Raw genomic sequence first — 13157 nt, 5'->3', positions numbered from 1 at the left:
AATAGACTCCGTCAGCCCTTGACGCCGGTCGAGGCGATCGAGGCGATGAATGCGCGTTGCAGGAAGAGGTAGAAGGCGAGCACCGGCACGGTGATCAGCGACAGGTACGCCATGATCTCGCCCCAGGCCCGGTTGAGCTGGAAGAAGTACTGCAGCCCGACCATCACCGGCCGGTAGCCTTCCTCCTGCACCACCATCAGCGGCCACAGGTACTGGTTGTACATAACGAGGAATTTTAGGATCGCGGCCGTCGCCAGTACCGGACCGGCGAGCGGCATCACCACCTTGCGGTAGACCTGGCCCCAAGTGGCGCCTTCGACGCGCGCCGCCTCGATCAGTTCACCCGGCAGATCCTTGAAGTATTGCACGAACAGAAAGATCGTCAGCCCGTCCGCAATGAAGGGGACGATCTGCACCTGGTATGAATTGAGCCAGCCGAAGGTCAGCCCTTCCAGCCCAAGCCACGGCAGCTTCGACGCGATCAGCAGCAACGGGATGGCGATCGTCTCGAACGGCACGATCAGCGTCGCGAGGATCGCCGTCAGCACCAGTTCGCGCCCGCGCCAGTCGACGAACACGAAGGCGAAGGCGGCTGCGGAGCAGATCAGCAGCGACAGCACCACCGTCACCCCGGTGACCAGCACCGAATTGAAGATGAACAACCCCACTGGCGCCCGCTTGAACGCGTCCGAATAGTTGTCGAGCGAGATGTCGCCCACCGGCAGGAATGCCGCGAGGCTGCCGGTATCTCCCAGCAGCTGCTGGTCCGGCTTGAGGCTCGACACCACCATGAAGACCAGCGGGAAGATGAAGATCACCGCGATCAGGATCAGTACGGCATAGCGCACCGCGAGGCGCAGGCCGCGATTGTCGGAAGCGATCATGGCCATCAGTTCTTCTCCCGGGTAAGCCAGCGCTGCAGCAGCGAGATCGACAGCACGATGACGAACAGGACCACCGAGATAGTAGAGCCGCCGGAAATGTCCTGCTTGCCGTAACCGCGCTCGACCGCCTGGAAGACGATGGTCTGGGTGGAATCGAGCGGCCCGCCGCCGGTCATCACGTCGATCTGCGAGAACAGCGAGAAGGCCTGCATGGTGATGACGATGAGGATCAGCACCGCCGTGTTGCGCAGCCCCGGCCAGGTGACGTAGCGGAACACCTGCCACTTGCTCGAGCCCTCGATCGCCGCGGCTTCGTAGAGCGATGGGCTGATGGTCTGGAGGCCCGAAAGCCAGATGATCATGTGAAAGCCGACCGCCTGCCAGATCGACATGGCAATGATGGCGCCGAGCGCCGTCGAGGGGTTGCCGAGCCAGTCCACCGTGGGGAAGGCACCGAAACTCAGCGCACCCAGCAGGTTGTTCAAGAGCCCGCTGCTGCCGTCGTAGATGAAGCGCCAGAGCAGCGAGACGACGACGATCGAGACCACGACCGGCATGAAATAGATGGCGCGGAACAGGTTGATGCCCCTGAGCCGCTGGTTGATCAGCAGCGCCAGCACCAGCGCTAGGCCCGCCTGCACCGGGGCGACGACCAGGACGAAGATGAACGTGTTGACGATCGCCTTCATGAACACGACGTCGCGGGCCAGCACATAAGTGGGGTTGTCGCCCAGCCGGAAGCTGAACCACTCGCGCATGCCGTCGAACTGCGGGAAGTCGGGGTTGTTGCGGGTGAAGCTCCGCAATGGCGGATATTTCGGCGCCCCGGTCTCGTCGCGCACTACCGCGCCCGCCTCGTCGCGCTCAGCCTCGAGTGTCAGGAGGCCGATGCCGAGCAGTTGCTCGTAGTTGGCCAGCCCGACGAACTGGGTCGGGTTGGGCGATATCAGCCGCTGGTTGGTGAAGCTGAGGACAATCGCGAAGATGAACGGCAGGACCACGAACACCGCGATGAGGAACGCCGCCGGCCCCGCCATGAGCCATCCAACCCGATTTGAGCGCGTGAACTTGGAAGCCATATTGATCTCGCGGATGCCCGGGACGTGGGATCCCGGCCGGAGCCGGGATCCCTCCTGGGGCCTGAGGGGGTTGGGCCCTAGAAGCCGTAGTTGCCGTTCTTGGCGATATCGGCGTCAATCTCGTCGACCGCGGCATCGAGCGTCGCACTGACCTCGGCGCCGTTGGCGATATCGGCAATGGCCTTCTCGAACACCTTGGCGGCCACGACGTAGCCCGGGGTCACCGGACGGACGAGCGCCTGCTTGGACGAGAGCTCGAAGAACACGGCCATGTCGCCGCCGTCCTTGTAGTGCTCCGTCAACTGGGCTGCCGTCGGAGTGGCCGGGATCAGGCCGATGCCGTCGGTGAAGGCCGCGAGATACTTGTCCTGTAGGGCGAACTCGATGAACTTGGCCGCCCCGTCAGGGTGAGCTGACTTGGCCGAGACGCCAAACTGCCACGACGCCGCGCCGATCTTGGGCCCATTGCCGAAATCGGGAGCCGGCAGGAAGACGGTGTCCGGGAACTGCTTGAGCGTGTTCAGCGCTGCCCAGTTGCCGTTCCACGAGAAGGCGTACTTGCCGGCGGCAAAGCCGTTGTCGCGGTCTGCAGGATCCTGCGTCGGCTGGGCATAGCCGTCCTTGAACAGGCTCTGCCACCATTCGCCGAACGCCACCGCGGCTTCGCCGTTGAGCACGCCTTCGGCAGTCTTGTAGGTCGAGCGGTCGACGATATCGCCGCCGAAGCTCTGCAGGAACGGCGAGAACGCATAAGGATACCATTCGCCGGTCCACGCCATGCCGGGGTCGAAGGCGAACTCGTATTTGCCGGAAGCCTTGGCCTTGGCCAGGGCGTCCATGAATTCGTCCTTGGTCCAGGGCTGGTCGAGGGTCGGCTGCCGGAGCCCGAGCTCATCGAGGATCGACTTACGGGTGACGAGGGCCACGGCCGCGTCCCACAGGCCGATCGAATAGAGCTGGCCGTTCCAGACGCCCTTCGTGCCGGGCAGGAAATTGGCGATCTTGCTCTCGTCGATCTTGAGCGGCTGCATGTAGCCCGACCACGCCCAGTTGGGCATCACCGGGCCGTCGACGTCGAGAATGTCGGGCAGGTTACCGGCCAGCGCGCCGGCGACGACGCTGTCGTTATAGGCGGCCTGCGGGAAGCTCTGCAGCTCGACCTTCCAGTCGGCCTGGCTGGCGTTGAAGTCCGAGATGATCTGGTTGACGATCTTGGATTCAACTTCGTTGCCGGCGCCATGGTACCACATCGAGAGCGTGGTCTGGGCGAAGGCCGTCCCCGTGAGCAGCGTCGTGCCGAGCACAATGCCTGCGGCGTAGGCGAGTATTCTCATCTTTAGTCCTCCCTGATGAGCTTGAGTTTTGAGACGTTTGACGGGCGCCGCTCGGTTACCGAACCGCGCCAATGGACCGGTCCTGCGACAATCACCGGACTTGGGTCGTCCCGGCTCTCGCCGGAGATCAGGCCGAGCAGGCGCTGCGCCGCGCGCACGCCCATGGCCGTGTAGGGGAGTTCCACCGTGGTCAGCGGCGGGTAGAGCGTTTCGGCGATGATGCGATAGTTGTCGTAGCCGGCGACCGAGATCTCGTCGGGCACCTTGAGACCGCGTGACCGCAGGATGCCGTAGACTTTGAGCGCCAACCGGTCGTTGCCGCAGCAGAATACGGTTGGCGGCGAGGGCAGCCGCAGCATGCGATCGATCGCATCCCACAGCACCTGGGTTTCGCCGTCAGCGTTTGCGAGCTCGCAGCACTGCACCAGGGCCGCGTCGTAGGGCAGGGCCGCTTCGCCTAATGCATCGCGGTAACCCGCCTTGCGCAGCCCGGTCGCGACGATGTCGTCGCGCAGCGTCAGATAGGCGATGCGTTCATGGCCGGCCTCGATCAGGCGCTTGACCAGATCGTGCTGGCCGCGCCGATCGTCGGGCAGCACGGCGGGCGTCCCGGCCGTATCGAAGCAGTTGGTCAGGACCATGGGGATGTCGTGGGGAAGTCGCGGCAGTTGCACCTGCTGGTGGTACTCGGCGACATAGATCAGCCCCTCGACGCGATGGCGCACGAAGGTCTCGAGCAGATTGGGGACGCGATCCCGATGGCCGCCGGAATCGGCGATCATCAGCGTCTTGCCGCTCAGCGCGATCGTCTGCTGGATACCCTGAACCAGCAGCAGTTCCGGCAGGCCGGCAACCTGGACGTTTTCCGTCGTCGCTGAGATTGCCCCGGTGATCAGTCCGATAAGGCCGGACTTATTGGAGCGCATCATCTGCGCGGCATTGGAAGGGACATAGCCGAGCGCCGCGATCGCGGCATTCACGGCCTCACGCGTCTTCTTGCCGACGGGTGCGTCCCCGTTCAGTACCCGGCTCACTGTCTTGGGCGAGACACTCGCGGCTTTCGCCACGTCGTAAATGGTTGCCATTCGCTCCTCCCGTATCACGCTTCGGGTTCTGACACCGATGTCATGACACCGATGTCATTTACGATTGAGCGATGCGGGAGTCAATGGTCAGCGTGAGAAGGACTAGGAAAGTCGGTTGCCTGTGCCGATACAGAGCGGTCTCGGAACCTGGCGTCGATTGCAGCCAACTGCAGCTTTCGAGAGATAAGCGGCGCAGCACTACGCAACACTCGCCGCGATGCCGCGGCGCCCGCCGATTCAGGGATAGATCCGCCTAAAGTGCCGCTGCGATAAGCGCCAACATGACAAGGCTTTCGCAGGCGACCAGCATTCCGAGGGCAAGGTTCCACCGCACCATGACTGGCCTCCTCTTGCCTGGAACAATAGAAGAGCCAAGCTGACAGCCGGCTGACAGCTTTTATCGACCTAGCGCCCCTTCCAACCAAGCAACCGCATGGCATTGAGCGTCACCAGAACTGTTGCGCCGGTGTCCGCAAGAATCGCCGGCCACAGCCCGGTAATACCGATGATGGTTGTAACCAGGAACACCGCCTTCAGTCCGAGGGCGACAGTGATGTTCTGCCAGATATTACCCATCGTCGCCTTCGACAGTGCGATCATGTTGGCGACATCACCGACACGGCCATGGAGGATTGCCGCATCGGCCGTCTCCAGCGCCACGTCGGTCCCGCCACCCAAGGCGATGCCGATATCGGCCGCCGCGAGGGCAGGGGCGTCGTTGATCCCATCGCCCACCTTGGCCACCTTGCGACCGTCGGCTTGCAGCGTGCGCACGATCCGCTGCTTGTCCTCCGGCAACATGTTGGCCATGACCTCGATCCCGAGCCAGGCGCCGATCGCCCGCGCCGTCCGGGCGTTGTCACCGGTCAGCATCACCGTCCGGATCCCATCCGCCTTGAGCCGCTGCAGCGCCTCTGCCGCATCGGCCCGCGGCTCGTCGCGGATCGCCAGCAACCCGGCGATCTCGCCGCCCGCCAGCAGCACGGACACGGTCTTGCCCTCGTCATTGAGCCCATCGATCCGCGTCCGCAGGCCCGCATCGAACGGCGCCATGGCTGCAGCTGCGCTCGGTGAGGCGAGGAACAGCTCCACGCCACCGACGCGTCCGGTCACGCCCTTGCCCGCCACGGCCTTGGCACCCGCTGCGGGGGGCAGGGGCACGCGATCTGCTTTCGCCCGCGCCAGAATGGCAAGCGCCAGCGGATGGCTCGAGCCCGTCTCGAGCGCCGCCGCCAGCGACAGCACCTGGGCCTCACTCCGTCCGATCCCGACCACGTCCGTCACCACGGGCTTGCCCTCGGTCAGCGTGCCGGTCTTATCGAGCACGACGGTATCGATCCCGCGCAACGCCTCGAGCACCGAGCCGCCCTTCATCAGCAGCCCGCGCCGCGCGCCCGCCGATAGCCCCGCCGCAATCGCCGCCGGCGTCGAAATCACCAGTGCGCAGGGGCACCCGATGAGGAGGATCGCGAGACCCTTGTAGATCCACTCGCTCCACTGGCCGGCAAATAGCAGCGGCGGCACGATCGCAACCAGTGCGCCGACCACCAGCACGCCAGGCGTGTAGTAGCGCGAGAACCGGTCGATGAACCGCTCGGTCGGCGCCTTGCTCTCCTGCGCCTCTTCGACTAGCCGGACCACCCGGCCAATCGTATTGTCCGCCGCGGCCGCCGTGACGCGCACCCGCAGCACCGCCTCGCCATTGATCGTCCCGGCGAACACGTCGTCGCCGATACCCTTGGCCTTGGGCACGCTCTCGCCGGTCACCGGCGCCTCATCGAGCGACGAGTGCCCCTCGAGGATCACGCCATCCGCCGCCACCCGATCGCCCGGCCGCACGAGAATGATCGCCCCCACGGCCAGCTGTTCCGCCGGCACCTCGACCGTTCCGCCATCCTTTTCGACGAGCGCCAGCTTCGGCACGAGATTGGCCAGCCCCTTGATGCTCGCGCGAGCCCGCCCGGCCGCAACGCCTTCGAGCAATTCACCGACGAGGAACAGCAGCACCACCGTCGCCGCCTCCTCCGTCGCCCCGATGAACACCGCGCCCACCGCGGCAACCGTCATCAGCGTCTCGATCGATAACGGCGTCCCGCGCAGCGCCGCCGCCAGCGCCCGCTGCGCCACTGGCACCAGCCCGACCAGCATCGCCACAAGGAAAGCCCAGTGCCCGATCGCCGGCACGGCAAGGCCGACGAGATAGGCCGCCACCAATGCGCCACCGCAGGCAAACGTCAGCAACGCCTTCCGCGTCCGCCACCAGGGCCCGTCGATCGGCGCGGCGTGTTCCTCATGATCATGGTCATGGTCGTGGTCACGAGCAGCACCCGCCGGCGCTCCTGCCCCCGTCCTCCCGATCGAGTACCCGAGCGCCTTGACCTCCCGCTCGATCGCCCCCTTGGCGACCGGCGCGGCGGTCTCAACCGTCAGTGTCCCCGCCGATAGCGAAACACCCACCGTCGACACACCCGGCAAGCGGCCGACCGCGTTCTCGATTTTGGTCACGCAGGCGGCGCAATCCATTCCACCGACACGGAATTTCAGCTTCTCGGCGGCCTCGGACATGGCATTTTCCTTGGAATCTTCATCACCTCCGCCTACATCTAGGACCTCTAGCCACTAGAGGATCAAGAGGCGCGCGCAATGAATCTTCCGATCGGCGAATTGTCTCGGTTGACCGGGGTAAAAGTCCCCACCATCCGCTTCTACGAGCAGATCGGTCTAATCGAGGCTCCGCCGCGTACCGATGGCAATCAGCGCCGCTACGGCAAGCCGGAGGTCGACCGGCTCAATTTCATCCGCCACGCCCGCGAACTCGGCTTCGAAGTCGGTGATATCCGCGAGCTGCTCGACATGTCCGGCAAGCCGCAGGCCTCATGCCACCAGGCCGACAGCATCGCCCGCAATCACCTGAGCGAAATCGACCGCCGCATCGCCAGCCTCACTGCGCTCCGCACCGAGCTCTCGCGCATGGTCGACGAATGCCACCACGGCCGCATCTGCGACTGCCGCATCATCGAAGTCCTGGCCGACCACAGCCAGTGCACCGCCGAACACGTGCACTGATCTTATCCTCCCCTGCGAAGCGGGGGAGGGGGACCGCCGTAGGCGGTGGAGGGGGCGGCCAAAACCTCAGTCGGTATCTCTGTCTATTCCACGCTCTGCTCGTGCCGAGCCTTGTCATACCCGAGCAGCAATCCAGCCAGCCCCGCAACGACCGCCGCAACCACGATCAGTATAAGCCCCGGCATAATCGCGCCGAAAAGGCCCGGCCCCGGCTCCGCACCCGCCGCAGGCGGCGGCGCGAACATCGAGCCAAGCGGCATCAGCACCAGCGCAATAACCCCGAACACCAGCAGCATCAGCGCCAGGAACAATAGCTTGCTGCCGACATTGCGCGAAAACGGATCGTGACCTTCCATGGATACGCCTCCTCCAGCGCATCAACAGCTTACCGCGCAGCCGGAGCGATTCCAACGACGGCTTTGGTCGTGGCTACTACTTGGCCGCCGGCTTGCCCTGTGGCTGCGGCGCCGGCGCCGGCCGCTTCACCGGCCGCGGCGGAAAGAACAGATCCATGATCGCCGTCAGATGACTTCCTCAAGATGAAAATTCCGCGCCACCGCATGGTCGCGGAGCCCGAACGCCGGCAGCTTGCCCGGCACGATGGCATCGGCGACCGCCGCGCTGTCCGGCGCATCCGTCGCATCCACCACCACCCGCACGAACGGCTCCACCATCCCTCGGCTCAGCTTCTCCTGCAGCTCGAACAGCAGCACCCGCACGTTGCCCCGGCTCTCGCACGCAATGCACTCGGTCCCCGGCGCATGCGCATGGAGCGGGGCATCGAGATGCACCACGGCCGTATCCCGTCCACCAAACCGCGCCAGCGCCGCCTTGTCGGTGACCACCGTCACCGGCACGGAGCGCGCGCGGCGGGCATATGGAGCAGGGGACTGAAGACCGGACGTCATGCCGCCCCCTTTTCCGCGCTCGGCGTGTAGTTGAGGATCGGCCCGAGCCAGCGCTCGACCTCCCGCACCGCCATGCCCTTGCGACGCGCATAGTCCTCGACCTGGTCGCGCTCCACCTTGGCCACGCCGAAATAAAAGCTCTCGGGATGGCTGAGATAGATGCCCGACACGGACGAACCCGGCCACATCGCGTAGCTCTCCGTCAGCTCCACCCCGATCCGCTGCTTGGCGTTGAGCAGGTGGAACAGCGTCGTCTTCTCGGTATGGTCGGGCTGCGCCGGATAGCCCGGGGCAGGGCGGATGCCCTTGTACGGCTCGCCCACCAGCTCGTTCGGCTGGAACGTCTCCGTGGCCCCGTAGCCCCAGAACTCCTTGCGCACCCGCTCGTGCATCAGCTCCGCGAACGCCTCGGCAAACCGATCGGCCAGCGCCTTGATCAGGATCGAGGAATAGTCGTCGTTCCGCCGTTCGAACCGCTCGGCAATGACATTCTCCTCGAGCCCCGCCGTCACGACGAAGCCCCCGAGATAGTCTGGAATGCCCTCCGGCGCGACGAAATCGGCCAGCGCCATGTGAGGCTTGTTCCCGGTCTTCGACAATTGCTGGCGCAGCGTGAAGAACGTCGCCAGCTGGTCCTTGCGGTCCTCGTCGGTGAACAGCCGGATATCGTCGCCCACTTGGTTGGCATGCCAGAACCCGATCACCGCCTTGGGCCGGAACCAGTTCTTCTGGATGACTTCACGCAGCATCTGCTGCGCATCGTCCCACAGTTGCCGCGCCGCCGGACCCTGGTCCTTGTCCTCGAGGATCGCCGGATAGCGACCCTTCAGTTCCCAGGCCTGGAAGAACGGCGTCCAATCGATGTACTTGGCGATCTCGCCGAGGTCGTAGTTCTCGAACACCCGCGTGCCGAGGAAGCTCGGCCTCGGCGGCTGGTAGCCGTCCCACTTCGGCACGAACCGGTTGACCCGTGCCGCCGCCAGCGACGTCCGCTGCTTCTCGGCCTCGCTCTGCCGGTGCTTTTCCGCCAGCCGCTCGTATTCCGCCTTCACGTCGGCGACATAGGCCGGCCGCTGCTCGCCCGAGAGCAGCGACGACACCACACCCACCGCGCGGCTCGCGTCATGCACATGCACCGTCGGCCCGCCGTGATACTGCGGGTGGATCTTCACCGCCGTGTGCACGCGCGACGTCGTCGCCCCGCCGATCAGCAACGGCACGGTGAAGCCCTCGCGCTCCATCTCCTCTGCGACATGCACCATCTCGTCGAGCGACGGCGTAATCAGCCCCGAAAGCCCGATCACATCGACCTTCTCGGCCTTGGCCGTCTCCAGGATTTTCGCCGTCGGCACCATCACGCCTAGATCAATGATCTCGTAATTGTTGCAGCTCAACACGACGCCGACGATGTTCTTGCCGATGTCGTGCACATCGCCTTTCACCGTCGCCATCAGGATCTTGCCGGCCGACTTCCGGCCGGTCGCATTGCCGTCGGCGTTCTTCTCCGCCTCCATGAAGGGGAGAAGGTGCGCCACCGCCTGCTTCATCACCCGCGCCGATTTCACCACCTGTGGCAGGAACATCTTGCCCGAGCCGAACAGGTCGCCGACGACGCTCATGCCGGCCATCAACGGGCCTTCGATCACATGCAGTGGCCGTTCCGAGGCAAGCCGTGCTTCCTCGGTGTCCGCGTCGATGAACTCGGTGATGCCGTTGACCAGCGCATGCGAAATGCGGTCTGCCACCGGCCCCTGACGCCAGGTCAGGTCCTTGGCCTTCTGCTCGCCGCCGGCTTGGCCTTTGAACTGCTCGGCAATGTCCAGCAGCCGCTCGGTCGAATCCGACCGCCGGTTGAAGATCACATCCTCGCAGGCCTCCCGCAGCCCCGGCTCTAGCGTGTCGTACACCGCCAGCTGGCCGGCATTGACGATGCCCATGTCCATCCCCGCCTGGATGGCGTGGTAGAGGAACACCGAGTGCATCGCCTCGCGCACCGGCTCATTGCCGCGGAACGAGAAGCTGAGGTTCGACACGCCGCCCGAGATATGGGCATGCGGCAGCGTCTCGCGGATCGTCCGCGTCGCCTCGATGAAGGCGATCCCGTAACCGGCATGTTCCTCGATGCCCGTCGCCACCGCGAAGATGTTCGGGTCGAACACGATGTCTTCAGGCGGGAACCCGACTTCCTCGGTCAGGAGCTTGTAGGCCTTCGAACAGATCTCGACCTTGCGCTCATACGTGTCGGCCTGGCCCTGTTCGTCGAACGCCATCACCACCACGGCCGCGCCATATGCGCGCACCAGCCGGGCACTTTCGAGGAACTTCTCGACGCCTTCCTTCATGGAGATCGAGTTGACCAGTGCCTTGCCCTGCACGCACTTGAGCCCCGCCTCGATCACCGAGAATTTCGAGCTGTCGATCATCAGCGGCACGCGGGCGATATCCGGCTCGGCGGCGAGGAGGTTCAAGAACTCCGTCATCACCTTCTCGCTGTCGATCAGGCCCTCATCCATGTTGATGTCGATGACTTGCGCGCCGTTCTGCACCTGGTCGCGCGCCACTTCGAGCGCCGCCGTGTAGTCGCCGGCCGTGATCAGTTTCCGAAACCGCGCCGACCCCGTGACATTGGTGCGCTCGCCGATGTTCACGAACGGAATGTCGTCGGTCAGCGTGAACGGCTCGAGCCCACTCAACCGCAGGAACGTCGGCACCTCGGGCACCTTGCGCGGCTTGTACTTGCTCACCGCCTCCTTGATCGCCCGGATATGGTCCGGCGTCGAACCGCAGCAGCCGCCGACGATGTTCAGGAACCCATCGCGCGCAAAGCCCTCGAGCTGGCGTGCCATGAATTCCGGTGTTTCGTCATAGCCGCCGAACTCGTTCGGCAGCCCGGCATTGGGGTAGGCGCAAATGAACGTGTCGGCCACGTCGCTCAGCTCGTTGATATGCGCCCGCATCGCATTGGCGCCGAGCGCGCAGTTGAGCCCGATCGTGAAGGGCTTCGCATGCCGCACCGAGTACCAGAACGCCGTCGGCGTCTGCCCCGAGAGCGTGCGCCCCGACAGATCCGTGATCGTTCCCGAAATCATCACCGGCAACTCGTTGCCGCGCTCCGCGAAGATCCGCTGCGCCGCAAAGATGCCGGCCTTGGTGTTGAGCGTATCGGTGATCGTCTCGAACAGCAGCACGTCCGCGCCACCATCAATCAGCCCGTTGATCGCCTCGGCATAGCCCTTGACGATCTGGTCGAAGGTGATCGCCCGATGTCCAGGCGAGTTCACGTCCGTCGACATCGACGCCGTCTTATTGAGAGGGCCAAGGGCACCAGCAACAAATCGCCGCTTGCCGTCCTTCTCGAACGCCAGCTCCGCCGCCTCGCGCGCCAGCCGCGCACCACTAAGGTTCAGCTCGTAGGCAAGCTCTTGCATTCCGTAATCGGCCATCACGATATCGGTCGACGAAAACGTGTTCGTCTCCACGAGGTCGGCGCCCGCGAGGTAGTATTCGAGATGAATCGCCCGGATCGCGTCCGGCTGCGTCAGGTTAAGCAGGTCGTTATTGCCCCGCACGTCCCTGTGCCAATCCTTGAACCGCTCGCCGCGATAAGCCGCCTCATCCAGCTTCAGCTGCTGAATCATCGTGCCCATGGCGCCATCGAGGATCAGGATGCGTTCCGCGGCAGCCGCGACAAGCGCTGCCCGCACTTCCTCGCCATCCGGCAAGGAATTTCTATCGATCTCAATGGTTTGAGCGGTGGTCATAGCTCGACTTTCCAGTGCAAGTGCCGCCACAATACGGCAGACCCGCATAGCTATCGCACGCGGGATATAAAGATATCTTTATATGATAGCCCTTCGCCGGGCAAGCAAGCCGCTTTCGCGCGCCCCTGTGGAACCGAAACAATCGCCCGAGACGTTACCCGATATGGCAATCCCCATCCTCCTCATCCCCGGCCTCAACTGCACCGCGGAGATCTACCGCGGCCAGCTGCCCGCCCTCTGGCACTTTGGCCCGGTCACCGTCGGCAACCACACGCAGGGCGCGAGCATGGCCGAGATCGCCCGCTCGATCCTCGCCGACGCCCCACCGAAGTTCGCGCTCGCCGGTTTCTCCATGGGGGGCTACATCGCGTTCGAAATCCTGCGCCGGGCACCTGACCGCGTCCTCGCCCTCGCGCTGCTCGACACCTCGGCCCGCCCGGACTCTCCCGAAGCCACCGAAAAGCGCCGCGCCGCCGTCGCACTGGCCGAGCAGGGCAAATTCACCCTCGCCATCCAGCAATCCTTCCCCAACGCCGTCCACCCCGATCACCTCGACAACGCCGACCTCAAGTCCCTCCACATCCGCATGTCCAAAGCCGTCGGCTCCGAAACCTACATCCGCCAGCAGCAAGCCATCATCACCCGCCCGGACTCCCGTCCGGACCTGGCGGGTGTCAAGGTGCCGACATTGGTGGTTGTGGGTGATGCCGACGCAATCACGGTTCCAGAAGCGGCGCGCGAGATGGCTGCGGGCATCAGTGGTGCAGAGCTGGTTACTGTTCCCAAAGCAGGCCATATGGCGCTCGCCGAGCAACCGGAAGTGGTGACGACGGCGATGGTGGATTGGCTGGAGCGGCTTCAAACCGAATAGCTACCTCCCCACCGGCCGTCATCCCGGCGAAAGCCGGGACCCATTGCTCGGACAGAATATCCGGGTGATGGCGCGTCACCGGTCCGTCACTGCCAGATCGGCACCATCAAGCGTGAGGGTCGGTCCGTGCACTGGGTCCCGGCTTTCGCCGGGATGACGGCCGAGTGAA

General features: G+C 64.7%; 10 protein-coding genes. 2 read left to right on the top strand and 8 right to left on the bottom strand.

All coding sequences use genetic code 11. The annotated features are described in order from the left end of the window. Positions 1 to 11 precede the first annotated feature (11 nt). The 5 genes from ACOYW5_RS03425 to ACOYW5_RS03405 form a co-directional block, all read right to left on the bottom strand. On the bottom strand, positions 12 to 890 hold the full coding sequence (locus ACOYW5_RS03425; RefSeq protein ID WP_423067859.1) for a carbohydrate ABC transporter permease: 879 nt from the start codon (positions 888 to 890) through the stop codon (positions 12 to 14). Continuing rightward, the gene (locus tag ACOYW5_RS03420) at positions 890 to 1963 is read right to left on the bottom strand and encodes a carbohydrate ABC transporter permease (protein WP_423067858.1); all 1074 of its coding nucleotides are present in this window, start codon (positions 1961 to 1963) and stop codon (positions 890 to 892) included. The genes ACOYW5_RS03425 and ACOYW5_RS03420 overlap by 1 nt, the downstream gene beginning before the upstream one ends. 77 nt (positions 1964 to 2040) lie before the next feature. Further along, positions 2041 to 3297, bottom strand: coding sequence for a sugar ABC transporter substrate-binding protein (locus ACOYW5_RS03415; RefSeq protein ID WP_423067857.1), 1257 nt, complete (start codon positions 3295 to 3297; stop codon positions 2041 to 2043). A 2-nt stretch (positions 3298 to 3299) separates the two neighbouring features. Further along, the gene (locus tag ACOYW5_RS03410; protein ID WP_423067856.1) at positions 3300 to 4382 is read right to left on the bottom strand and encodes a LacI family DNA-binding transcriptional regulator; all 1083 of its coding nucleotides are present in this window, start codon (positions 4380 to 4382) and stop codon (positions 3300 to 3302) included. A 405-nt stretch (positions 4383 to 4787) separates the two neighbouring features. Beyond that, the gene (locus tag ACOYW5_RS03405) at positions 4788 to 6947 is read right to left on the bottom strand and encodes a heavy metal translocating P-type ATPase (protein WP_423067855.1); all 2160 of its coding nucleotides are present in this window, start codon (positions 6945 to 6947) and stop codon (positions 4788 to 4790) included. A gap of 78 nt (positions 6948 to 7025) precedes the next feature. On the opposite strand from ACOYW5_RS03405, the gene ACOYW5_RS03400 reads away from it, so the two are divergent. After that, the gene (locus tag ACOYW5_RS03400) at positions 7026 to 7448 is read left to right on the top strand and encodes a MerR family transcriptional regulator (protein WP_423067854.1); all 423 of its coding nucleotides are present in this window, start codon (positions 7026 to 7028) and stop codon (positions 7446 to 7448) included. 83 nt (positions 7449 to 7531) lie between these two features. Here the strand turns inward: ACOYW5_RS03400 and ACOYW5_RS03395 are convergent, their stop codons facing one another. The 3 genes from ACOYW5_RS03395 to metH all read right to left on the bottom strand — a co-directional run bounded on the left by ACOYW5_RS03395 (position 7532) and on the right by metH (position 12117). Next, a complete protein-coding gene (locus tag ACOYW5_RS03395; protein WP_423067853.1) occupies positions 7532 to 7804 on the bottom strand; it encodes a hypothetical protein in 273 nt (90 codons plus the stop codon). 165 nt (positions 7805 to 7969) lie between these two features. After that, positions 7970 to 8356 (bottom strand): hypothetical protein, encoded by a 387-nt coding sequence (locus ACOYW5_RS03390; protein ID WP_423067852.1) that lies wholly within the window; start codon positions 8354 to 8356, stop codon positions 7970 to 7972. Continuing rightward, positions 8353 to 12117 (bottom strand): methionine synthase, encoded by a 3765-nt coding sequence (gene metH, locus ACOYW5_RS03385; RefSeq protein ID WP_423067851.1) that lies wholly within the window; start codon positions 12115 to 12117, stop codon positions 8353 to 8355. The genes ACOYW5_RS03390 and metH overlap by 4 nt, the downstream gene beginning before the upstream one ends. A 163-nt stretch (positions 12118 to 12280) precedes the next feature. On the opposite strand from metH, the gene ACOYW5_RS03380 reads away from it, so the two are divergent. Further along, complete coding sequence (locus tag ACOYW5_RS03380) at positions 12281 to 12988, top strand: alpha/beta fold hydrolase (RefSeq protein WP_423067850.1); 708 nt, start codon at positions 12281 to 12283, stop codon at positions 12986 to 12988. Positions 12989 to 13157 lie beyond the last annotated feature (169 nt).

This window comes from Devosia sp. CN2-171 (assembly GCF_049354815.1).
Taxonomy (GTDB): domain Bacteria; phylum Pseudomonadota; class Alphaproteobacteria; order Rhizobiales; family Devosiaceae; genus Devosia_A.
This window is presented reverse-complemented; position numbering and strand designations above follow the sequence as displayed.